18 protein-coding genes are annotated in these 21,789 nt (G+C 62.1%); 7 read left to right on the top strand and 11 right to left on the bottom strand.

Features of this window, described 5'->3' with window-relative positions:
• Positions 1-33 precede the first annotated feature (33 nt).
• The gene (locus tag B9N88_RS14270) at positions 34-921 is read right to left on the bottom strand and encodes a LysR family transcriptional regulator (protein WP_027605137.1); all 888 of its coding nucleotides are present in this window, start codon (positions 919-921) and stop codon (positions 34-36) included.
• A 132-nt stretch (positions 922-1,053) separates the two neighbouring features.
• Between B9N88_RS14270 and lysM the strand changes: the two genes are divergently transcribed.
• Positions 1,054-1,494: a peptidoglycan-binding protein LysM gene (lysM, locus tag B9N88_RS14265; protein ID WP_027605136.1), complete on the top strand. Its 441-nt coding sequence runs from the start codon at positions 1,054-1,056 to the stop codon at positions 1,492-1,494.
• A 47-nt stretch (positions 1,495-1,541) separates the two neighbouring features.
• On the opposite strand, the gene yrfG is transcribed toward lysM, so the two are convergent.
• A complete protein-coding gene (gene yrfG / locus B9N88_RS14260) occupies positions 1,542-2,204 on the bottom strand; it encodes a GMP/IMP nucleotidase (RefSeq protein ID WP_027605135.1) in 663 nt (220 codons plus the stop codon).
• Positions 2,205-2,291: 87 nt separating this feature from the next.
• Between yrfG and nudE the strand changes: the two genes are divergently transcribed.
• Positions 2,292-2,858, top strand: coding sequence for an ADP compounds hydrolase NudE (gene nudE, locus B9N88_RS14255; protein WP_027605134.1), 567 nt, complete (start codon positions 2,292-2,294; stop codon positions 2,856-2,858).
• A complete protein-coding gene (cysQ, locus tag B9N88_RS14250; RefSeq protein ID WP_027605133.1) occupies positions 2,855-3,691 on the top strand; it encodes a 3'(2'),5'-bisphosphate nucleotidase CysQ in 837 nt (278 codons plus the stop codon). The genes nudE and cysQ overlap by 4 nt, the downstream gene beginning before the upstream one ends.
• A gap of 66 nt (positions 3,692-3,757) precedes the next feature.
• Here the strand turns inward: cysQ and B9N88_RS14245 are convergent, their stop codons facing one another.
• Genes B9N88_RS14245 through rfbB form a run of 7 tightly spaced genes read right to left on the bottom strand, consistent with a single transcriptional unit; the run spans position 3,758 to position 10,820 of the window.
• On the bottom strand, positions 3,758-4,213 hold the full coding sequence (locus B9N88_RS14245; protein ID WP_027605132.1) for a YiiD C-terminal domain-containing protein: 456 nt from the start codon (positions 4,211-4,213) through the stop codon (positions 3,758-3,760).
• A gap of 26 nt (positions 4,214-4,239) precedes the next feature.
• A complete protein-coding gene (locus B9N88_RS14240) occupies positions 4,240-5,616 on the bottom strand; it encodes a sigma-54-dependent transcriptional regulator (protein WP_027605131.1) in 1,377 nt (458 codons plus the stop codon).
• A complete protein-coding gene (locus tag B9N88_RS14235) occupies positions 5,613-7,421 on the bottom strand; it encodes a sensor histidine kinase (protein WP_027605130.1) in 1,809 nt (602 codons plus the stop codon). Before B9N88_RS14235 ends, B9N88_RS14240 begins: the two co-directional genes overlap by 4 nt.
• 36 nt (positions 7,422-7,457) lie before the next feature.
• Entirely contained in the window at positions 7,458-8,327 is an 870-nt protein-coding gene (gene rfbD / locus B9N88_RS14230; protein ID WP_027605129.1) for a dTDP-4-dehydrorhamnose reductase, read from the bottom strand.
• A complete protein-coding gene (gene rfbC / locus B9N88_RS14225) occupies positions 8,324-8,869 on the bottom strand; it encodes a dTDP-4-dehydrorhamnose 3,5-epimerase (RefSeq protein WP_027605128.1) in 546 nt (181 codons plus the stop codon). Before rfbC ends, rfbD begins: the two co-directional genes overlap by 4 nt.
• Positions 8,866-9,741: a glucose-1-phosphate thymidylyltransferase RfbA gene (gene rfbA, locus B9N88_RS14220; RefSeq protein WP_027605127.1), complete on the bottom strand. Its 876-nt coding sequence runs from the start codon at positions 9,739-9,741 to the stop codon at positions 8,866-8,868. Before rfbA ends, rfbC begins: the two co-directional genes overlap by 4 nt.
• On the bottom strand, positions 9,738-10,820 hold the full coding sequence (gene rfbB / locus B9N88_RS14215) for a dTDP-glucose 4,6-dehydratase (protein ID WP_027605126.1): 1,083 nt from the start codon (positions 10,818-10,820) through the stop codon (positions 9,738-9,740). Before rfbB ends, rfbA begins: the two co-directional genes overlap by 4 nt.
• A 146-nt stretch (positions 10,821-10,966) precedes the next feature.
• Here rfbB and B9N88_RS14210 point away from each other — a divergent pair, with 146 nt between their 5' ends.
• The 3 genes from B9N88_RS14210 (at position 10,967) to B9N88_RS14200 (ending at position 15,545) form a co-directional block, all read left to right on the top strand.
• The gene (locus tag B9N88_RS14210; protein WP_027605125.1) at positions 10,967-13,867 is read left to right on the top strand and encodes an aminotransferase; all 2,901 of its coding nucleotides are present in this window, start codon (positions 10,967-10,969) and stop codon (positions 13,865-13,867) included.
• Positions 13,868-13,988: 121 nt separating this feature from the next.
• Positions 13,989-15,095: an agmatine deiminase gene (gene aguA / locus B9N88_RS14205; RefSeq protein ID WP_027605124.1), complete on the top strand. Its 1,107-nt coding sequence runs from the start codon at positions 13,989-13,991 to the stop codon at positions 15,093-15,095.
• A 234-nt stretch (positions 15,096-15,329) separates the two neighbouring features.
• Entirely contained in the window at positions 15,330-15,545 is a 216-nt protein-coding gene (locus B9N88_RS14200; protein WP_027605123.1) for a hypothetical protein, read from the top strand.
• A gap of 71 nt (positions 15,546-15,616) precedes the next feature.
• On the opposite strand, the gene B9N88_RS14195 is transcribed toward B9N88_RS14200, so the two are convergent.
• Positions 15,617-17,704: a TonB-dependent receptor gene (locus B9N88_RS14195; RefSeq protein WP_027605122.1), complete on the bottom strand. Its 2,088-nt coding sequence runs from the start codon at positions 17,702-17,704 to the stop codon at positions 15,617-15,619.
• A gap of 408 nt (positions 17,705-18,112) precedes the next feature.
• On the opposite strand from B9N88_RS14195, the gene B9N88_RS14190 reads away from it, so the two are divergent.
• Positions 18,113-19,429, top strand: coding sequence for an OprD family porin (locus tag B9N88_RS14190; protein WP_027605121.1), 1,317 nt, complete (start codon positions 18,113-18,115; stop codon positions 19,427-19,429).
• 73 nt (positions 19,430-19,502) lie between these two features.
• Here B9N88_RS14190 and B9N88_RS14185 read toward each other — a convergent pair whose 3' ends face one another.
• A complete protein-coding gene (locus tag B9N88_RS14185; RefSeq protein WP_027605120.1) occupies positions 19,503-21,632 on the bottom strand; it encodes a M48 family metallopeptidase in 2,130 nt (709 codons plus the stop codon).
• Positions 21,633-21,789: the final 157 nt, after the last annotated feature.

The raw sequence follows: 21,789 nt of genomic DNA, 5'->3' as shown, positions 1-21,789 counted from the left end.
TGCCAGTACTGATCTACCGATAGATGACGTCGATCAAGACTCTGTTTGCGATTTCTGAAACAGCGCGAAACACGCCTCTGCCAATGCCGAACGCGGCGCGCTGCGCCGCATGATCAGGCCCAGGCGCGCCAGGGTGTGGGCGTCTTCGATGGGTTGCAGGCGCAAATGTTCGGTGAGGGCGTCCAGGCCGCCGTCCAACGGCATGACGGCGCAGCAGAGTCCGCCATGCACCGCTTGTAACAACTGATGGACGGCGTCGGTTTGTAACAGCGGCTGCGGGTGCAGGCCCCGGCTGTGGAAGTTGTGGTCGATGGACTGACGGAAGTGCATGCCACTGGTGAGCATGCCCAGGGGCAGTTCGATCAAGGCCTCCCAGCTCAGCGGCTTGTCGCCAAAACTGAAATAGCGCTGGTCGTAGAGCAGGCCCATGCGGGTTTCGCCGAGGGCCAGGGAGTCGAAGCGCTCGTTGTCCAGGCGATCGAGGTAGGACACGCCCAGGTCCAGGCGATTGCTCGCCAACTGTTCGAGGATCTGCTCGGAGCTGAGGGCCGACAGCTCAAAGCGCAGGCTCGGATGCTCCTTGTGCAGTTGTTGCATCAACGCCAGCGGATCAAAGCTCGACAACGGCACCACACCCAGGCGCAACGTACCCACCAGGTTGCCACGGCAGGCGGCGGCTTCGGCCTGCAAACCGTCATAGGCCGCCAGCACCGTGCGTGCCCAGGCCAGCACGCGCTCGCCGGGGGCGGTGAACCCTTCGAAGCGCTGGCCGCGATTGACCAGCGGCAAGTCCAGCTCTTCTTCAAGGTTGCGCAGGCGCATCGAAAGGGTTGGCTGGGTGATGTGGCAACGCGCCGCGGCCTGGCCGAAGTGACGGGTCTCGTCGAGGGCGATGAGGAATTTCAGCTGCTTGATGTCCATCTTCGCTCCAGGGCTTATTCCAATGGCGGGGGGATTCTAGCGCGTTTGCGTCTTTGGTCGGGCTGGAACACAAGTCTGCCGGACTGGTCTAGTCTTGGGCATCTGGAAATCAACTACCAAGGAGAGCGCACTATGAGCATTTTCAGCTTTATCAAAGAAGCCGGCGAAAAGATTGTCGACCTGTTGACGCCGGGTAATGCCAACGCGAGTGAGCAGTTGAAGGAACACGTAGCGAAGGTGGGTCTGGGGAATCCGAATGTGCAGACCACGGTGGATGGCGACAAAGTGACCGTGACCGGTGAAGTCGCCACCCAGGAAGAGAAAGAGAAGATTCTGCTGGCGCTGGGTAACATTCAAGGCGTGGCCAGTGTGGATGACCAGATCACCGTAACCGGCCCGGCAGTTGCCGCCGCCCGTTTCGTCGTGGTGAAAAAGGGTGACACCCTCAGCGCGATCTCCCTGACGGTGTACGGTAACGCCAACCTGTACAACAAGATCTTCGAGGCCAACAAGCCGCTGTTGTCCCATCCGGACAAGATTTACCCAGGGCAGACACTGCGTATTCCTGAGTAATACACGGGCGAAAAGGTGGGAGGGGGGCTTGCTCCCTCCCACAGGGTTCAGAGCCCGGCAATGAGATCGCGGTAGTCACCGACTGCTGCAAATTCAGCCGTGTCCTTTGGCCCCTTTTTGCTGTCCGGCTCTTTCACCGCCAGCAAATGCCCCACGCCAAACGCCTGGGCACTGCGCAGGATCGGCAGGGTGTCGTCGATAAACAGGCTGCGAGCCGGATCGAACTGGATGTCAGCCTGCAAGGCATCCCAGAACTGCGGGTTTTCCTTGGCGAAGCCGTAGTCGTGGGAGCTGATCAGTCGCTCGAAATACGGCGCCAGTTCAATGCGCTCCAATTTCAACGACAGCGAATCACGATGGGCGTTGGTGATCAGGATCACGCGCTTGCCGGCCTGTTTGATCGCCGCCAGGAAGATGTCGGCATCCGGGCGCAGGGCGATCAGGTGGGCGGTTTCCAGCTTGAGCTCGCGCACCGGGATGTTCAGTTCCGCACTCCAGAAATCCAGGCAATACCATTGCAACTGTCCGGCGTTACGCTCGAACAGAGGCTGCAACTCCATCTCGGCCATGGCCCGGCTCACCCCGTGCAGTTCGGCGTAACGCTGGGGCAGGTGTTCCATCCAGAAATGGTTGTCGTAATGCAGGTCGAGCAGGGTGCCGTCCATGTCCAGCAGGACGGTGTCGATGGCGTGCCAGGGCAAAGAGGGCATGGTGCGGTCTCATGTAAGTAAAGATATCCGACACAGACAATCGGAAAAGCCACGGTATAGTAACCCGATCACGCCAAGGAGCCGCTTATGCGCCAGAAACCCACCGTCCTCGCCCGCGAAATAGTCGCCAGCAGCCGTTTGTTCCGCGTGGAGGAAGTGCAATTGCGCTTTTCCAATGGCGTTGAACGGACCTACGAGCGCCTGGTGGGCCGCGGTGCCGGCTACGGCGCAGTGATGATCGTGGCGATGATCGACGAAGATCATGCGTTGCTGGTTGAAGAGTACTGCGGCGGTACCGATGAGTATGAGCTGTCCTTGCCCAAGGGCCTGATCGAACCCGGCGAAGACGTGCTGGCGGCGGCCGACCGGGAACTCAAGGAAGAGGCCGGCTACGGCGCACGGCAGTTGGAACACATTACCGAGCTGTCGTTGTCCCCTGGCTACATGAGCCAGAAAATCCAGGTGGTGCTCGCCACCGAACTCTATGAAGAACGCCTGGAAGGTGATGAGCCCGAGCCGATGCGTGTGGACCGGGTCAACCTGCGCGAGCTGTCGCAGCTTGCGCAAAACGAGCAATTCAGCGAAGGCCGCGCCCTGGCGGCGTTGTACCTGGTACGAGATTTGTTGATTCAGCGTGGAGCGTTTACCCCATGAGCGAACTGTTTTTAGGCCACCCGTTTATCGCCCCTGTGATCGAACTGGCCCGCCAGGCGGGTGAAGTGATCCTGCCGTACTGGCGCGCCGATGTGGCGGTGACCTCCAAGGCCGATGATTCGCCGGTCACGGCGGCCGACCTGGCCGCCCACCATCTGATTCTTGCGGGCCTTACCGCATTGGACCCGAGCATCCCGGTGCTGTCCGAAGAAGACGCTGACATCGACCAGAGCGTACGTGCCGGCTGGCAGCGCTGGTGGCTGGTGGACCCGCTGGATGGCACCAAGGAATTTATCGCCGGCAGCGAAGAATTCACCGTCAATATTGCCCTGGTCGAACAGGGGCGCGTGGTGTTCGGCGTGGTGTCCATGCCCACCAGTGGCCGTTGCTACTTCGGTGGTGCCGGCCTGGGGGCGTGGCGTTCCGACGTGAACGAAGCGCCCAGGCAGATCCAGGTGCGCGAGGCCCCGGCAGTGGGTGAGGCGTTCACCGTGGTCGCCAGCCGCCGGCATACCAGCCCCGAGCAAGAGCGTCTGCTGGACGGTTTGAGCGAAGGGTTGGGGGAGTTGAAGCTGGCGAATATCGGCAGCTCGTTGAAATTCTGCCTGTTGGCCGAGGGCAGTGCCGATTGCTACCCGCGGCTGGCGCCGACTTCGCAGTGGGATACGGCGGCGGCCCAGGGTGTATTGGAAGGGGCGGGCGGCGAGGTGCTGGAGTTGAGTGGCGAGCCGTTCAGCTATCCGGCGCGGGCGTCGTTGCTGAATCCGTTTTTCCTGGCGTTGCCGGCGAAGGCGGCGTGGCGTGAGCGGTTGCTGACCTTGGCCCGCTCTTAATACCTCAGCCGATCTGAATGTGGGAGGGAGCAAGCCCCCTCCCACATTTTTTTTGTGTATTGGCTTCTAGCGGTGCAAGACGTATTGGCCGGTAAACGTAACGGCCCGCTCTTCACTGCCCTCATTCACGATCCAGGTGTCCAACGCCAGCCGCGCCCGGCCATAGCGCCTGTAGGTCGCCAAAAAACGCTTCCACACCTTCTCCTCCGGTGCCGCGCAAATGGCGGTCGCGTCGTGCGTCACCGGCAGCGGATAACTGATCTGCCCTTCCTGAATCACGATATGCCCGTCTTCAATCCCTTCCTCGCGCAGTTGCAGGTGCATCCAGCCCCAACCCGCCAGCACCGCGCCGCAGTAGAGGCTGCCGCCGAACATGGTGCTCTTGTGGTTGATATTGGCGTGCAGGGGCAGATGCAGTCGCAGTTGCCCGTCTTGCCAGTCGAGCACCTTGAGGCCCATTTCGCGGGTCAGGGGGATGTCGTGGTGGAGGATGGATTCCAGGTAACGGCTGTCGCGGCTCATGGCGGCCTCTTGGTGGGTGGGCAGGGTCATTCGTCGTCAGTGCTTGGGTTGGCGAAGTTCAGGCCGTGCTTGCGCAATTTGTCGTGCAGGGTCTTGCGCGGTACGCCGAGGGCTTCTGCGAGGCTGCGCATGGAGCTGTGGGGGCGGGTCAGTTCGGCGGCGATCAGGCTTTTTTCGAACTGCTCGACCTGTTCGCTCAAGCCGCCCGGCGTGGAAGTCAGCACGCTGCTGGCGGGGTTGTCCGGGGTGCTGTCCAGCGCCAACTCCAGGCCCAAGGCGAAGCGCTCGGCGGCGTTCTGCAATTCGCGCACATTGCCCGGCCAGCTATGACGCAACAGCAGGGCACGCTGGCCCGGTTGCAGCTCATGCAACGGCAGGCCATGGCGGCTGCTGGCTTCGTCGGCGAAGTGCTGGAACAGCATCAACGCATCTTCACCGCGCTCGCGCAGTGGCGGAATACGCAACGGCGCGACGTTGAGGCGATAGTACAAGTCGGCGCGGAAGCGGCCCTGGTCGGCGGCCAGGCGCAGGTCTTCCTTGGTGGCGGCGATGATGCGGATATCCAGCGGGATCAGCTGATTGCCGCCGAGGCGCTCCACCACACGCTCCTGTAACAGACGCAGCAGCTTGACCTGCACGTCCAGGCTCATGCTTTCGATTTCATCCAGGAACAAGGTGCCGCCGTTGGCGAATTCGAATTTGCCGATGCGCCGCTTCTGCGCGCCGGTAAAGGCGCCGGGCTCATGGCCGAACAGTTCGCTTTCCACCACCGACTCGGCCAACGCCCCGGCATTGATCGCCACAAACGGCCCGCTGCGCCGGCTCGACAGGTCGTGCAGCGCGCGGGCCACCACTTCCTTGCCGGCGCCGGTTTCGCCGAGGATCAGCACATCTGCGCGGGTTGCGGCCAGGGCGCCGATCTGCTCGCGCAGGCGCAGCATCTGTGGCGAGTGCCCCACCAGGCGGGTGCTCAGTTGTTGGCGGTCGCTCAGGGCCAGGCGCAGGCTGCGGTTGTCGAGCACCAGCCGGCGCAGGGCCAGGGCGCGGCGCACGCTGTCGAGCAGGGCGTCGCTGGCGAAGGGTTTCTCGAGGAAGTCATAGGCTCCCGCGCGCATGGCCTGCACCGCCAGCGGCACGTCGCCGTGGCCGGTGATCAGCAGCACCGGCAGGTCCGGATCCTGGCCGTGCAGCTCGGCCAGCAGCTCCAGGCCGTCCATGCCGGGCATGCGGATGTCGCTGACCACCACGCCCGGCCAATCCCGCGACAGGCGCGCGGTGAGGCCGGTGGCTTCGCCCAGGGGCAGGACGTTCAGCCCGGCCAGGTCCAGGGTCTGGCACAGGGCCTGACGCAAGTGCGGATCATCGTCGATCAACACCACCTGAATCTGGTTATCGATACTCATACACTGCGGTCCTCGGACGGTTGCAGACTGACGCCCGGCGAGCCGGCACGCAATTTCAGGGTTAACAGCGCGCCACCTTCCTTGTGGTTGGCAAACAGCAGTTCGCCGCCAAAGGCACGCATCAGGGTGTCACAGATCGCCAGGCCCAGGCCCAAGCCCTGGGTGCGGGTCTTGGTGGTGTAGAACGGTTCGCTGGCGCGGCCCAGGGCTTCCATGCAAAAGCCCGGGCCGTTGTCGCGAATGTACAGGTTGACGCCCTGGGCGGTGGTTTCGGCACTCAGCCACAGTTTGCGCGGCGGGCCTTTTTCGGTAAGGGCGTCGAGGGCGTTGGCCAGCAGGTTGCCCAGTACCTGGCGCAGACGGGTTTCGCCGGCCTGTACCCACAGGGTCGCTTCCGGCAAATCGCGGATCAGTTCCACTTCCATCGAGCGCCGCCGCTTGGCCAGGAGTGCCAGGGCGTCGTCGAGGGCGGGTTGCAGGGCCACGCTCTCCGGCGCGTGCCGGTCGCGCCGGGCGAAGGCGCGCAGGTGGGCGATGATCGAGGCCATGCGTCCGGTCAGTTCGCTGATCAGCTTGAGATTGCCCCGGGCATCGCTGGTGCGCTCGTGGTCGAGCAGGATCTCGGCGTTTTCCGCATAGCTGCGAATCGCCGCCAGGGGTTGGTTGAGTTCGTGGCTGATACTCGCCGACATGGTGCCCAGCGCTGACAGCTTGCCCGCCTGCACCAGGTCATCCTGGGCGCGCACCAGTTCCTGCTGGGCGTGTTCGCGCTCCAGCACTTCCTGTTTGAGGCGCCGGTTCAGGCCTTCCAGATCGCTGGTACGTTCGACCACGCGCATCTCCAGCTCGCGGCGGGCCTTGGCTTCGAAGGCGATGCGGTCCAGGTAGTGGCGACGGCGCTGCATCAACAGGCCCAGCAGCAGCATCAACACCAGCAACGTGGCGCCGCCCACGGCGACCACCGTGCGCACCGGGCGGCTGATCAAGGATTGCGGTGCAAGGATCTCCACATTCCAGCCGGTCTCGGCAATGGCGGTGGATTGGCGCAGCCATGCGCTGCTGCTCAGGCTCAAGGGTTGCGGGTCGCGCGTGGGGTAGGGCTGGATGGCGATGATGGCCTGGCGTTCTTCGGCGGTCAGCGGCCGGGTGGCACGGAAGCGCCATTGCGGGCGCGACGTGAGGATCACCACGCCGTTGTGGTCGGTGACCAGCAGTTGTTCCGGGGTATTGCCCCACAGGCTTTCGGTGTGGTCCAGGTCGACCTTGACCACCAGTACGCCGATGATCGTGTCGCCATCGCGCACGGCGGCGGCGAAGAAATAGCCGCGCTTGGCCGAGGTGGTGCCCAGCCCGAAAAACCGTCCCAGGCGCCCGGCCATGGCTTCGCTGAAATAGGGCCGGAACGAGAAGTTGCGCCCGACGAAACTGTCCTGCTTGTCCCAATTGGACGCGGCGAGGGTCTTGCCGGTGGTGTCCATCAGATACATCACTTCCACCCCGGCCTGGGCGGCGACGTCCTTGAGCAGCATGTTGGCGTTGACCAGGTTGGTACTGACCTGCGGCGCGGCCAGCGCCGTGCGCAAGGCCGGCAAGTCGCCGAGGATCTGCGGCAGCACTTCATAGCGATGCAGGGTGCCCAGCAGGTTGGCGACGTACAGATCGAGGGTCTGGCGGTTTTGCCCGGCCAGTTCGCTGCGATAGTAACGCTCGGCCAAGTGCTCCAGCGGCCACAGCAACGGTGCCAGGCACAGGGCCAACAGGGCGAGGCTGCGCCAGCGGGGTCTTCGCGGAAGGGGTGGAGTCATGGGAGTCGTGCGCCTGTGGGTACAGGCGCATTATGCCTAGTGCTGCCCGGCAAGACACTCGCGCAATGCGTCTTGCCACAAGGGCTGGCTGACGCGCCATTGCAGGCGCAGGTGGCTGCAATCGAGGCGTGAGTTCAGCGGGCGCCGGGCGGGCGTCGGGTAGGCGCTGGACGGGATCGCCTCCAGTTCGGCACAGGCGCGGCCACTGGCGCGCAGGTGCTCGCCAATCGCCTGGGCAAAGCCGAACCACGAGGTTTCACCCTCGGCGGTCAGGTGGTAGATGCCCCATTCCCCGGCCTTGCCCGCCTGCCAGCGTTCGATCAGGGCGCGCGTACTGGCGGCAATGGTCACGGCCCACGTCGGCGCGCCGATCTGGTCGGCGACGATGCGCAGGTGGGGTTTTTCTTGCAGCAGGCGTTGCATGGTCAGCAGGAAGTTCTTGCCGTGGTTGGAGTAGACCCAGCTGGTGCGCAGGATCAGGTACTGGCCTCCCACTGCGGCAATCGCCTGTTCACCCGCCAGTTTGCTCTGGCCGTAGACGCCCAAGGGGTTGGGCGTGTCTGCTTCGGTGTAGGGCCCAGGCTTGCTGCCGTCGAACACGTAGTCGGTGGAGTAGTGGATCAACGGGCTGCCCAGGGCCTTGGCTTCCTCGGCGAGAATTCCGGGGGCGGTGGCGTTGATGGCGAAGGCGAGGTCCGGTTCGCTTTCGGCCTGATCCACAGCCGTGTGGGCGGCGGCGCTGATGATCAGGTCGGGGCGGTGGGCGCGCACCTGCTGGCGGATGCGCTTGGCGTCGGCCAGATCGAGGTGCTCGCGGCCGAGTACAATCAGTTCGCCCAGGCCCTGGAGCTGCTGTTGCAGTGCCTGGGAGACTTGGCCATGTTGGCCGGTAATCAGGATTTTCATGGGAACAGATCGGCGTCCATCAGCAGTTTTCCAGCCTGGTCCTTGGCGGACAGTTGCGGCGGTTCGCTCAGTTGCCAGTCGATGGCCAACGTCGGGTCGTTCCACAGGATGCTGCGTTCCGCACTGGGCTGGTAGTAGTCGGTGGTCTTGTACAAGAACTCGGCGGAGTCGCTCAACACCACAAAGCCATGGGCGAAGCCTTCCGGCACCCACAACTGGCGATGGTTCTGTGCCGACAGACGCACGCCCACCCATTGCCCGAAATTCGGCGAACTGCGGCGGATGTCCACAGCCACGTCCAACACTTCACCGGCGGTAACCCGCACCAGTTTGCCCTGGGTGTGTTCCAGTTGGTAATGCAGGCCGCGCAGCACGCCTTTTTGCGAGCGCGAGTGGTTGTCCTGGACAAACTCGCGCTTGAGCCCGGTGGCCGCTGCAAAGGCGCGAGCATTGAAGCTTTCGTAGAAAAAACCACGCTCGTCACCGAACACCTTGGGCTCGATGATCATTACGCCAGGGAGTGAGGTGTCAACGACGTTCACCGGTTGTCTCCCGCCAACGTGTACAGGTATTGGCCGTAGCCGGTCTTGCCGAAGTATTGGGCGCGTTCGAGCAGATGGTCGCGGTCGATCCAGCCGTTGCTGTAGGCGATTTCTTCGAGGCACGCCACTTTGAGGCCCTGACGGTGTTCGATGGTCTGCACGTACTGTGAGGCTTCCAGCAGGCTGTCGTGGGTGCCGGTGTCGAGCCAGGCGAACCCTCGACCGAAGCGCTCTACCTGCAAGTCACCGCGCTTCAAATAGGCGTTATTGACGTCGGTGATTTCCAGCTCGCCGCGAGCCGAGGGCTTGACGGCTTTGGCGATGCTGATCACGTCATTGTCGTAGAAATACAGGCCGGTGACGGCATAGCTTGATTTGGGCGTAGTCGGTTTTTCTTCGATGGACAGGGCGCGGCCTTCGCTGTCGAAGTCGATCACGCCGAAGCGCTGCGGATCCTTGACCCAATAGCCAAATACCGTGGCACCTTTGCTGCGCTTTACCGCTGCATGCAGCTGCTCGCTGAAACGCTGGCCGTGGAAAATGTTGTCGCCCAGGATCAGGCACACGGGGTCGCTGCCGATGAACTGTTCGCCAATCAGAAAGGCCTGTGCCAAGCCGTCCGGCTGCGGTTGTTCGGCGTAGCTGAAGCTGACGCCGAACTGGCTGCCATCGCCCAGCAGGTTGCGGTATTGCGGTAAGTCCGCCGGGGTGGAAATCACCAGGATTTCTTTGATGCCCGCCAGCATCAGCACCGAGATCGGGTAGTAGATCATCGGCTTGTCATACACCGGTAACAGCTGCTTGGACACACCCAGGGTGATGGGGTGCAGGCGGGTGCCGGAGCCGCCGGCCAATACGATTCCTTTCATCATGCGATCAGATCCCTCGTGTCGGTATTGCCCAAGCGTTCACCCTGATAACTACCGTCCTGGACCCTGCGGCACCATTCCAGGTTATCGAGGTACCACTGCACGGTTTTGCGCAGCCCGGTGTCAAAGGTTTCTTCGGGTACCCAGCCCAGTTCGCGTTCGATCTTGCCGGCATCGATTGCGTAGCGTTGGTCGTGGCCTGGACGGTCTTTAACGAACGTGATCAGGTCGGTGTATTGCTCCACGTCGTGGGGATGTTGCGGCGCCAATTCCTCCAGCAGGGTGCAGATGCTGCGTACTACGTCGATATTCTTCTGTTCGTTGTGGCCGCCGATGTTGTAGGTCTCGCCGACCACGCCGTGTGTCACGACGCTGAGCAGTGCCCGGGCATGGTCTTCGACAAACAACCAGTCGCGCACTTGCAAACCATCACCATAGACCGGCAATGGTTTGCCCGCGAGGGCGTTGAGGATAACCAGCGGGATCAACTTCTCGGGGAAGTGGAAAGGCCCGTAGTTGTTGGAGCAATTGGTCAGCAGCACGGGCAGGCCGTACGTGCGGTGCCAGGCGCGGACCAGGTGGTCGGACGCGGCTTTGCTGGCCGAGTAGGGCGAGCTGGGCGCGTAGGGTGTGGTTTCGCTGAACAAGTCGTCCACGCCGTGGAGGTCGCCGTAGACTTCGTCGGTGGAAATATGGTGGAAGCGAAACGCACGTTTTTCTGGCTCGGCGAGTGTTTGCCAATAGCCACGGGCGGCCTCCAGCAGGCTGTAGGTGCCGACGATATTGGTCTGGATAAAATCCGACGGGCCATCAATCGAACGGTCGACGTGGGACTCGGCGGCCAGGTGCATGATCGCGTGGGGTTCGAAGCGTGCGAGCACGGCGCTGACGGTGGCCTGATCGATAATATCGGCCTGGACGAATTCATAGCGGCTATTGGACGCGATGCTGGTCAGCGATTCCAGGTTGCCGGCGTAGGTGAGCTTGTCGAGGTTGAGCACCTCGTGCTCGGTGTGCCGAATCAAGTGACGTATCAAAGCAGAACCGATAAAACCGGCGCCACCGGTAATGAGAATGCGCATGTCGGGGGCCCTTTCCTTAGACGAACGTTTAGCGAGTGCAGCATAGCCTGTGTTGGCGTGACGGGCAGGACGGCATGTGTACGGGGGTTGCGTAACCCCCCTGAAAGGTGGCGATATACACCTCTAAAAATTCGAGGTCATCCCCCATGCTGCTCGCCACGTTGATCCATCGCGCCAATCTACCCTGCCCGCAAGTAGGCCCCGACCAGGCAGCGCAATTGCTCGAGCAGCACTACGGCCTCACGGGCACCCTGCAATCACTGGGCAGCCAGCAAGACCTCAATTACAAAATCGACAGTGCCCGCGGTCGGTTTGTTCTGAAAATCTGCCGGGGCGACTATGCGGCGATTGAGCTGCAGGCCCAGCACGCGGCCCTCGACACCCTGCAGGCCGTGCGGGTGCCCAAGGTCATCAAGGCCCTGGACGGTGAAGAACTGCTGAGCGTGACGGTCGATGGCCAGCCCCTGCACGTGCGGCTATTGGACTATATCGACGGCCAGCCGTTGACCCATCTGCCGCATTTGGGGCGCGACGTGATCGCAGGCTTCGGCGACCTGTGCGGGCGCATGAGCCGCGCGCTGGCGGATTTCTCCCACCCTGGATTGGACCGTACCCTGCAATGGGACCCACGCCATGCCCGGGAACTGATCACCTATCTGTTGGCCACCCTGGAAAACCTGCCCCACCGCGCCGCACTGGAACAGGTGGCCGAGCAGGTTGAACAGCGCATTCGCCCCCTGGCCGACCGCCTGCCCTGGCAAGCGGTGCACATGGACATCACCGATGACAACGTGGTGTGGCAGCGCGATGCGCAACGGCACTGGCAACTGCAAGGCGTCATCGATTTCGGCGACCTGGTGCACACCTGGCGGATTGCCGACCTGTCGGTGACCTGTGCGGCTCTGTTGCACCATGCCGAGGGCGACCCGTTTGCCATCCTGCCGGCGGTCCGGGCCTGCCATGCCGTGACCCCGTTGCAACGCGAGGAATTGCAGGCGTTGTGGCCACTGATCGTCGCCCGTGCGGCAGTGTTGGTACTAAGCAGCGAACAGCAGCAACGCCTGGATCCGGACAACACTTACCTGTTGAAAAACGCCGAACACGAGTGGGAAATTTTCCATGTGGCGACGTCGGTGCCGTTTGAACTGATGGAGGCTGCGATTCTCGGCAGTGTCGGTGAGACGCTGCCGTCGATTGCCAGCCAGGACTTCGCGCCGTTGCTACCGGGCCTGGTGGGGCGTGAGTTCGCGCTGATCGACCTGGGTGTGCTCAGCCCGCATTTCGAAGCCGGCAACTGGGAACTGCCCGGCATTGATCGGCAACTGCTGGATCAGGCGGCGGCGGTGCATGGGCTGGCGGCAAGTCGTTATGGCCAATATCGGCTGTCGCGTACCTGCCCGGACAGTGCCACCGAACCGCAGACTTTCCCCCTCCACGTAGAGCTGCATCTGCCCCATGGCACGGTGTTGGAGGCGCCTTTTGCCGGAACGCTGCATCAGGACGCCGATGGCCTTGTGAGCGTGCAAGGGGTGGAGCTGAGCGTGCGGTTGTGGGGCGTGGACACCCGGTTGAAGCACGGTTCATTGCTGGTGGAGGGGCAGGTTCTCGGTGAGGTCCATGGGCCGCTGACCGTGCAACTGTGCCGTGCCGACCTCGAACCGCCGCTGTTTTGTACACCGTCCCGGGCATTGGCCTGGCAAGCCTTGTGCCCCTCGCCTGCGGCATTACTGGGACTGGCCTGTGATGCCGAACCGGAACTCGACCCCCACGCCCTGCTGGCCCGGCGTGATGCCAGTTTCGCCCGCTCGCAGAAGCACTATTACGTCGACCCGCCACGCATCGAGCGCGGCTGGCGCAACCACCTGATCGATATGCAGGGCCGTTCCTACCTGGACATGCTCAATAACGTCGCCGTACTGGGTCACGGCCACCCGCGCATGGCGGCGGTGGCGGCGCGGCAATGGTCGCTGCTCAATACCAACTCGCGGTTTCACTATGCCGCCATTGCCGAGTTTTCCGAGCGCTTGCTGGCGCTGGCGCCGGCGGGCATGGATCGGGTGTTCCTGGTCAACAGCGGCACCGAGGCCAACGACCTGGCCATCCGCCTGGCCTGGGCCTACAGCGGTGGGCGCGACATGCTCAGTGTGCTGGAGGCCTATCACGGCTGGTCGGTGGCGGCGGATGCGGTGTCCACCTCGATTGCGGACAATCCCCAGGCCTTGAGCAGCCGCCCGGAGTGGGTCCATCCGGTTACCGCGCCGAACACCTATCGCGGTGAATTCCGCGGGCAGGACAGTGCGCCGGACTACGTACGAAGCGTGGAACATAACCTGGCGAAAATCGCTGCGAGCAAGCGCCAACTGGCCGGGTTTATCTGTGAACCGGTGTACGGCAACGCCGGCGGCATCTCCCTGCCGCCGGGTTACTTGCAGCAGGTGTACGGGTTGGTGCGTGCCCAAGGCGGCGTGTGCATCGCCGATGAAGTGCAGGTGGGCTACGGCCGCATGGGGCACTTTTTCTGGGGCTTCGAAGAGCAGGGCGTGGTGCCCGACATCATCACCATGGCCAAGGGCATGGGCAATGGTCAGCCACTTGGCGCGGTGATCACCCGTCGCGAGATCGCCGAGGCATTGGAGGCCGAGGGGTATTTCTTCTCATCGTCGGGGGGCAGCCCGGTAAGTTGCCGGATCGGCATGGCGGTGCTGGATGTGATGGAAGAAGAAAAATTGTGGGAAAACGCCCAGGTGGTCGGCGGGCATTTCAAGGCGCGGCTGGAAGCACTGATCGACCGTCATCCCCTGGTAGGCGCGGTTCACGGTTCCGGTTTCTATCTAGGCCTGGAGTTGGTGCGTGACCGGCAAACCCTGGAGCCCGCCACCGAAGAGACCACCCTGTTGTGTGATCGATTGCGAGAGTTGGGGATTTTCATGCAGCCGACTGGCGATTATTTGAACATCCTCAAGATCAAGCCGCCGATGGTGACCTCCAAACGTAGCGTGGACTTCTTTGTCGACATGCTGTCGAAGGTGCTGGATGAGCAACTGTAAATAATCGATTGTTATCGGTCATTGGCTGTCATATTTTTCATTCATGCTGTTTATTCTCTTCTAAGGCCGATTTTTATCCGTTATAAAGTCGGCCTTTACCCCATTCGGAGTCCTGATCGCCATGACCACCCTGCACAGCACCCCCCGCGCCGATGGCTTCCATATGCCCGCCGAATGGGCGCCACAGACCCAAACCTGGATGGTGTGGCCCGAGCGCCCGGACAACTGGCGCCTGGGCGGCAAGCCCGCGCAGGCGGCTCACGTGGCGGTGGCCAAGGCCATCGCACGGTTTGAGCCGGTGACCGTGGCGGTTTCTGCCGGCCAGTACGAAAACGCCCGCGCCCGCCTGGACCTGCCGAATATCCGTGTGGTGGAAATGTCCAGCGATGACGCCTGGGTGCGCGATACCGGCCCGACGTTCGTGATCAACGACCGTGGCGAAGTGCGCGGCGTGAACTGGGATTTCAACGCCTGGGGCGGTTTTGACGGTGGCCTGTACTCGCCGTGGAACCGCGACTCGCAGGTGGGCGGCAAGATCCTCGAAATCGAGCGCGCGCCGCGTTACCGCACAGAGGGCTTCGTGCTGGAAGGCGGTTCGATCCACGTCGACGGCGAAGGCACCCTGATTACCACCGAGGAATGCCTGCTCAATCGCAACCGTAATCCGCACCTCGACCGTGCCGAAATCGAAGCGGTGCTCAGCGCCAACCTGGCTGTGGATAAGATCATCTGGCTGCCGGACGGCCTGTTCAACGACGAAACCGACGGCCATGTGGATAACTTCTGCTGCTACGTGCGCCCGGGCGAAGTGTTGCTGGCCTGGACCGACGACCCGCAAGACCCGAACTACGCGCGTTGCCAAGCCGCCATGGCCGTCCTGCAAAGCAGCACCGACGCCCAGGGGCGCTCGTTCACGGTGCATAAAATGCCGATCCCGGGGCCGTTGTATGCCACTGAGGAAGAGTGCGCAGGGGTCGATCCGGTGGACGGCACACAGGAACGTAATCCGACCGTGCGGTTGGCGGGTTCCTACGTCAACTTCCTGATCGTCAACGGCGGCATCATCGCGCCAAGTTTCGACGACCCGTTGGACGCTGAAGCCAAGGCTATCCTGCAGGACCTGTTCCCGCAGCACGAAGTGGTGATGGTGCCGGGCCGTGAACTGTTACTGGGTGGCGGTAATATCCATTGCCTGACCCAACAACAGCCGGCCCCGCATAAAAACTGAGTGCAGTTGTAACAACGCCTTTCCGGCAACCGGGCGTCCCTCGGTTTCGGTCTCTACAGCAAGCCCACGGCCCAGCACGGTCGTGGGCTTTTTTGTGTCCGCCCACCTATAAACACGCGACATTGGCATAGCTCTTGTATCGGTGTTGCCCCAGTGTCCCAGGGTGATGACCGCACAGTTCTGTCATAAACCTTGAGTAAGTTAGCCGCTCACGCAGCAGGAGAGAGCGCCGAAATGAATGCCAATATCAACCCGATGTACACGCGCACCTTCCACCCTTCGCGGGTTGACGGTGACGCGATCCATGCGCTGGGGCTCTGGTTGAAGGAAAACGGCTCGCGACAAGCCAGGCAGCAGCCGGATTTGCGCAGTGTGATGAGTGAACGCTACCCGGTGGGGTTGTTCAGCGAGGCTGAAATGCACGCGTTGTGCGAGTTGATGAGTAACTAACGAAATAGCCTTGGCTTCATCGCAGCTGCCTCGCTTGCGCTCGGCAGCTGCGATAAGAAGGGGGTTTACGTTTAGAAGCTATAAGTGCCCGTCACCACCAGGTTACGCGGCTCGCCCGGCTGAATCTGCGCCACACTGGTCGCCGATTCGTAGTAGGTCTTGTCGGCGATATTGTTCAGCGCCGCGCGCACATCCCATTCTTTCTGCCGGAACCCGACCAACGCGTCCCAACTGCCATAACCCGGCAGCACCACGGTGTTGAGGCTGTCGGCATAACGGTCGCCGACCAGGGTCAAACCGGTTTCCGCGTACCAGCCCATCTCCGGTTTCCAGGTGATGAACAGGCTTGCATTGCGCTTGGCCACGTCGCTGACGCGCTTGCCTTCAAAGCCGTTGTTGTCCTTCTCGACCTTGGCATCCTGCAGGCCGACACCACCGCGTACAGACCAGTTGCCGACGATCTTGCCGGTGGCTGTCAGCTCCACGCCGCGCGAGCGCTGCAGGCCGCTGAGCAGGGTAATGGTGCGGTCCAGCGGGTCGCTGGTGCGGCGGTTGTAGAGTTCCAGTTCGTACACCGCCAGGGTGGTGCTCAGGCGATCGTCGAGCCAGTCGCTTTTTACGCCGATCTCTTTTTGCTTGGTCAGCTCGGGGCTCAGGTCGTTGACGCTGCCGGCGGCGTTCGGGGTGATACCGATCAGGCCGCCACCGGCCGGTGAGAAGGTCTTGCTCCACGAGGCATAGAACGAGTGGTGTTCCAGGGGCGTCCACACCAGGCCAAAGCGCGGGCTGGTGCTGTGGCTTTTGACGTCTTGTCGGGTATTGAGCAGTTTGTTTTTGGTGTCCACTTCGAAACGGTCGTAACGCAGGCCGGCCAGCACTTGCCACTGGTCGTTCAGACGCAGTTGGTCTTGCACATACAGGGCGCGGCTTTCGACTTCGGTGTGGTTGTTACTCGATACGCTCATGCGCCCGGTGTGGCTCAGGCGACGGTTGGGCTGGTTGAGGTCCAGGGCTGGCACGGCCTGGCCACCGCGGTTCACAGCAGTGGCGGTGTACAGCTTTGGATCGCGGCGCTGGCTGCCCAGCTCCACGCCGGTGAGCAGGCGGTGTTCCAGGCCGAAGGTGCTGAAGCCTCCTTCCAGCTCGACGTTGTTGAAGACGTTGAGGGTGGTCAGGTCTTGCTGCCAGCGTTGGCGCGTCACCCGATTGGTCGAGGCAACATAGGCGGTCTGGTAGGTGTTGTCGAAATCGCTGTCGAGCTTGAACACGCCGAGGGTCTGGCGCAGTTGCCAGTTGTCGTTGAGTTCGTAGGCCAGCTTGGAGCGCAGGGACTGGGTCTTGTCGTCGATGTAATCGCGGCTGTCGCCGTAGGTGGTGCTGCGACTGACGTCGGCGGGGCGTCCGTTGACGCCGGGGATGCCGCGATCCGGCGTGCGGTTGTAGCGGCTGTATTCGTATTGCACCAGCCAGTTCAGATCCGGTGTGAGCTGCCAGCTCATGGACGGTGCGAACAGTTGGCGATTGCCGCTGACGCCGTCGCGGAAGCTGTTGTTGTCCTGGTTGCCCATGTTCAGACGCAGGCTGATGTTGTCGGTGGGGTCGGTGCTCAGGTCGGCATACACACTGCGCAAATCGTTGCTGCCGCCCTGGGCCTCGATGCTCGACTTGCGCCCGGCCGTTGGCAGTTTGCTCACGCGGTTGACGATCCCGCCCTGGCCGCCTCGCCCGTAAAGCACGGCTGCCGGGCCTTTGAGCACTTCGATGCGCTCGATGTTGTGCAGGTCGCGCACGTACTGGCTGTCGTCGCGAATGCCATCGAGGTAGAAGTCGTTGCTCGCGTCGAAGCCACGGATGCGCAGACTGTCGAAGCGCGTGTCGGCGCCGCTGCTGACGTTGGGGATGCCGCTCAAGGCCTGGCCCAGGTCGTTGGTGCCGTAGGCGCGCAGGCTTTCGGTCTTCACCGAGTCGATGGCCTGGGGCACATACCGTACCGGTGTGGCGGTGCGGGTCGCGGTGCTGGTTTCCTTGACGCGCGGGTCGTCTTCGTCAGCTTCGGCGCTGATCGAGGTTTCGGGCAAGGTGGTGGCGGCACAGGCAAAACCGGCAGACAGCAGAACAGAAAGCCCAAGGGTCATGGGCGTCAGGCGAAGGGCAGGCATGGTGGAATGCATCCAAAGGGTTTGGCAGGAAAAAGCACGCTAATGGTAATGCTTTGCATTTGCGTGCGTTATCCATTACCAAACGTATCGGCTTTGAAATATGTTACGAGATATGTTTCGTGGGTCGTTAAAGACAGAATCTGGTCGTTTTCAGAAAGGCAGTAGGCCTTTGCTTAGAATTATTTCGCCTAAATACAGACGATTCACGAAATTGACACATAGTTCAACGCGCGACTAGGATTGCGCCCAACGCCTGTGGCTAACAGCCATGACTCATCCAATAAGAAAAGGCCCGCGGCATGTTCAGTCGTCCGCGGGCCTTCTTTTTTCGGAAAAGTCGACACCAGAAAAGCGACATGGAGCCTGGTGTCATCGCGCGTACTCAACCCGTAATAAGGAATACAAAAAATGTTGAAGCAACGGATGAGTCTGATCGCTCTGGGGATTTTGAGCGCATCGACAGCAATGGCAAACGACCAGGAGCAATCCAAGGGTTTCGTTGAAGACAGCCACCTGAACATCGCAGCCCGTAACGCCTACATCAGCCGCGACTACAAAAACGGCAAGCAAGACAAAGCCGAATGGGGCCAAGGCTTCATCGGCAAGTTCGAGTCCGGCTTCACCCAAGGCACCGTCGGTGTGGGTGTGGACGTGATTGGCCAATATGCTATCCGTCTGGACGGTGGCCAAGGTCGCGCCGGCGCGGGGGGGATCGACTTCTTCAAGCAGGGTAATGGCACCACCAACCCAGATGGCTCGGCAAACCCTGGCTCGGCACCACACGACCTGGCCAAAGGCGGCGCAGCGGTCAAGTTCCGCGTCTCCAACACGGTGCTCAAGTACGGTGATCAGTTCCCTAACGTTCCGGTCCTGGCCTACGACAACTCCCGTCTGCTGTCCGAAACGTTCACGGGTACGTCGATCGTCTCCAAAGAGATCGCCGGCCTGCAACTCGACGCCGGTCACTTCACCAAGGAAGCTCGCAAGAGCGCCGAAGGTACCGACAGCGGCCGTCTGAAAAGCATCGACTACGTCGGTGGCAGCTACAAATTCACCGAAAACCTGTCGGCCGCGCTGTACGCCTCCGACATGCAAGACGTGCTGAAGAAGCAATACGTCAACGTCAACTACGTGCTGGCCCTGCCAGAGAAACAGTCGCTGACCTTTGACTTCAATGGCTACAAGACCAAGCTGGACAAGAGCTTCGCCCTGGAAAACCAAGGCAGCGAAGACGCTCGCGACAACAAGATCTGGAGCCTGGGCGCCACATGGGCTGTCGGCCCGCACAGCTTCACCGTCGCTCACCAGCGCAGCACGGGCGACACCGGCTACCTGTACGGCGGCTACCGCAACGCTGGCGGCATCGGCGACGGCGGCAACACCATCCTGCTGGCCAACTCCTACTGGTCCGACTTCAACGGCAAGGACGAGCGCTCCTGGCAAGCCGGCTACGGCCTGGACTTCAGCACCTTCGGCGTGCCTGGCCTGACCTACAACGTGGCCTACGTGCGCGGCACCAACATTGACGACGGTTCCAACCGTGGCAATGGCACCGAGCGCGAGATCTTCAACCAGTTCAAATACGTCGTCCAAAGCGGCCCGGCCAAAGACCTGAGCCTGCGTGCTCGTGCGTCCTGGTTGCGCGTTTCCAGCAATGCCGACAAGTACAACGTAGGCGGTAACGAAATCCGTCTGTTCGCCGACTATCCGATCAACGTTTTCTAAGTGATCGCACCTCGCGCCTGATTCCAGGCGATAAAAAACCCCGACTGGTTCGGGGTTTTTTTATGGGTGTGCATCAGTCCTCGCGGCTCTGCAAAATCTTGCGCGCCAACGCCGCATTCTTGTAGTCGAGCATCAAGGACAACCCCTCATAAGGTTCGATCTTTTTATTGTCGATACACAGCTGTGCCATCAGCAGCAGCACCTGGCGTTTCTTCTTGTTGACCCGCACGCCGGGTACACCGAACGCGGTCTTGCGCATTGCCGGTAACGGCGCCTCGGGCGTCAGTTGAACGGTTACCCAGATGCCCTGGACAAACTGCAACGTGATCTCCTCGATATGTTCGATGGGCAGCGGTTGCACCAGGTTATTGAACACAAAATGCTCCGGTGTCAGGCGCAACGCGGTCTGCGGCGCGCGCTTGAATCGACGGATGCCCAGCCACAGCAGGCCCAGCCCGATAAGGCCCAGGCACGCGCCCGCGCCGACTGCCGACAGCGGCGTGCCTTTCAAACGCTCCGGGGCGAGCCAGACTCGACTCAGGATAAACAGGGCCGCCAGCACAAAGGGCAGGCCCGACACCGCCATCAGCACCCCGCGCCATTGGCCGCCTTCATGCAGGCTGCGCTCACCCTCGGCCGAAGCGGCCAAGGTTTCCAGCAGCTGGGTGTGCGCGCTGTTCTCCGACACCGCCACGTCCATCACGTCGCGAGACAGCTGCTCGCGCACTGCCTGGGGGGCACTGAAATAGGCATCCATCTGCGCATTCGCTACGTCGCTATCCACCTCGCGGGTGGCGCTGCGCAGGGTATCGTCCAGTGGCACGTGCAGCGCCTGCAGGCGTTCGCCATTGGAGGGGTGGGAGTCGGTGGGATGGGGTTGATGAATCTCCAGGGCTTCGGCTGATGGTTGCAATTCACACTCACGCAAGCTCGCGAATACGGCGTCGGGCAGATCGGTAGCCGCGCCTGCTTCACACAACGCCAACAAGGCATCCTCAACGTGCGGCTGCACCACCGACACCCGCAACAACGCCGAAGCCGCCGCCGCAGGGCCCGCCAACTGCGCGCCGGCAGCGTCCGCCAGCAATTCACGCTCACGGCTCCAGTGGTTCACCGCGTCATCAAAGCGCTGCATGAAAAACACACCGAACATGAACGACGGCCGCATCAGCCGTCCCTGGATAAAATCGCTGGTCAGCATCGTGTTCAATAGCGCTTCGAGGCTGCGATTGACCCCATCGTAGATCGGTAAAAAGCGCAGGCTGTATTCCGTGTCCTGCCCCACAAAGTGCGCCAGCTCATGGCCGATCACCGCGCTGATTTCTTCACGGCTCAGCAGGCCCAGATACAGCAACGGCACATGCAAGGTGCGCCCCTGCAGCAAAGTATTCGCCGGTTGCACAGTGGCCGCGCTGGAGGTCACGTAAAAGCCCTGGGCCAGGCTCACCACGATGTGGTCCGGTGGCAGCGCGCCGAGCCTCTCCGCCAATTCGTCCACATGGCGCCACAACCCTGGAGCCAGCACGGGCGTCACCACCTGGCCGAACATCTCCAGCGGCTCGGGCTTGAACATCCCCAGCATAGGGCGCAGCTGTCTGAGCAACTGCCAGATCGAATACACACAGAACGCCGCGATCACCCCCAGCACCGCCATCAGCTTGACTTCGCCACTGCCCAGCCGGCCGATATGCCACATCCCCAAGCCTTCGAAACTCAACGCCAACGCGACGGCCGCCGCCACCGCCACCACATGGCCCACCAGCACATAGGGCAACAGGCGGCTGCCCAGGGAGAACGCCTGCAATAACCTCTCCCGTGACTGCCGTGCCCGCCGCCCGGCCCAGTACGTACCCGCCAATGCAGCCGCACCAATCAACGCCGCCGACAGACCCAAGCCCATCACCCACGGCGCCAGGACCCGCATCGCACGGTTCACGCGGTGGGCAATGGGCAGCTCGGCTTCGATTTTTTCCAGACGCGAGAGGGCCGTTTGCACGCTGATTTTTTCATCGACCAGGGCGACCATCGCCGTCGGCTCCTTCGCCGCCAGCGCTTGGAGTTGCTGTTTAGCGGTAGTCACCGTGACGTGGTAATCGACCAGCGCCGTGGTGGTTTCGTCAGCACGCTGACGCTCCCAGCCACCGAGGGCGGCCAGCAGCAGCGGGAAAACGATGAGGAGGCAGATCAGTTTGAGGGCGTTCATGGGAGTCCGTTCACGACGCAGGGATGTTCAGGTTTATACCGAAAAAAACGCCCCTGGGTATCTACACCACCCTCAAATGCGGGCACGCAACTCTGTGGTGAGCGGGCTTGCCCCGCGCCGGGCTGCGCAGCAGCCCCAATAAAGGCACTGAGATTTT

This window comes from Pseudomonas sp. LAMO17WK12:I1 (genome assembly GCF_900177315.1).
Lineage (GTDB): Bacteria > Pseudomonadota > Gammaproteobacteria > Pseudomonadales > Pseudomonadaceae > Aquipseudomonas > Aquipseudomonas marginalis.
The sequence above is the reverse complement of the archived record's forward strand: the minus strand, read 5'-3'. Positions and strand labels throughout refer to the sequence as shown.

What these genes read in the sequence shown, in the direction of transcription:
- B9N88_RS14245 (WP_027605132.1), bottom strand. Translation starts at nt 4,213, where the DNA reads ATGAGCCGCGACAGCCGTTACCTGGAATCCATCCTCCACCACGACATC.
- B9N88_RS14185 (WP_027605120.1), bottom strand. Translation starts at nt 21,632, where the DNA reads ATGAACGCCCTCAAACTGATCTGCCTCCTCATCGTTTTCCCGCTGCTG.
- B9N88_RS14240 (WP_027605131.1), bottom strand. Translation starts at nt 5,616, where the DNA reads ATGAGTATCGATAACCAGATTCAGGTGGTGTTGATCGACGATGATCCG.
- lysM (WP_027605136.1), top strand. Translation starts at nt 1,054, where the DNA reads ATGAGCATTTTCAGCTTTATCAAAGAAGCCGGCGAAAAGATTGTCGAC.
- B9N88_RS14270 (WP_027605137.1), bottom strand. Translation starts at nt 921, where the DNA reads ATGGACATCAAGCAGCTGAAATTCCTCATCGCCCTCGACGAGACCCGT.
- aguA (WP_027605124.1), top strand. Translation starts at nt 13,989, where the DNA reads ATGACCACCCTGCACAGCACCCCCCGCGCCGATGGCTTCCATATGCCC.
- B9N88_RS14235 (WP_027605130.1), bottom strand. Translation starts at nt 7,421, where the DNA reads ATGACTCCACCCCTTCCGCGAAGACCCCGCTGGCGCAGCCTCGCCCTG.
- yrfG (WP_027605135.1), bottom strand. Translation starts at nt 2,204, where the DNA reads ATGCCCTCTTTGCCCTGGCACGCCATCGACACCGTCCTGCTGGACATG.
- nudE (WP_027605134.1), top strand. Translation starts at nt 2,292, where the DNA reads ATGCGCCAGAAACCCACCGTCCTCGCCCGCGAAATAGTCGCCAGCAGC.
- B9N88_RS14200 (WP_027605123.1), top strand. Translation starts at nt 15,330, where the DNA reads ATGAATGCCAATATCAACCCGATGTACACGCGCACCTTCCACCCTTCG.
- B9N88_RS14190 (WP_027605121.1), top strand. Translation starts at nt 18,113, where the DNA reads ATGTTGAAGCAACGGATGAGTCTGATCGCTCTGGGGATTTTGAGCGCA.
- rfbD (WP_027605129.1), bottom strand. Translation starts at nt 8,327, where the DNA reads ATGAAAATCCTGATTACCGGCCAACATGGCCAAGTCTCCCAGGCACTG.
- rfbB (WP_027605126.1), bottom strand. Translation starts at nt 10,820, where the DNA reads ATGCGCATTCTCATTACCGGTGGCGCCGGTTTTATCGGTTCTGCTTTG.
- rfbA (WP_027605127.1), bottom strand. Translation starts at nt 9,741, where the DNA reads ATGATGAAAGGAATCGTATTGGCCGGCGGCTCCGGCACCCGCCTGCAC.
- B9N88_RS14195 (WP_027605122.1), bottom strand. Translation starts at nt 17,704, where the DNA reads ATGCCTGCCCTTCGCCTGACGCCCATGACCCTTGGGCTTTCTGTTCTG.
- B9N88_RS14210 (WP_027605125.1), top strand. Translation starts at nt 10,967, where the DNA reads ATGCTGCTCGCCACGTTGATCCATCGCGCCAATCTACCCTGCCCGCAA.
- cysQ (WP_027605133.1), top strand. Translation starts at nt 2,855, where the DNA reads ATGAGCGAACTGTTTTTAGGCCACCCGTTTATCGCCCCTGTGATCGAA.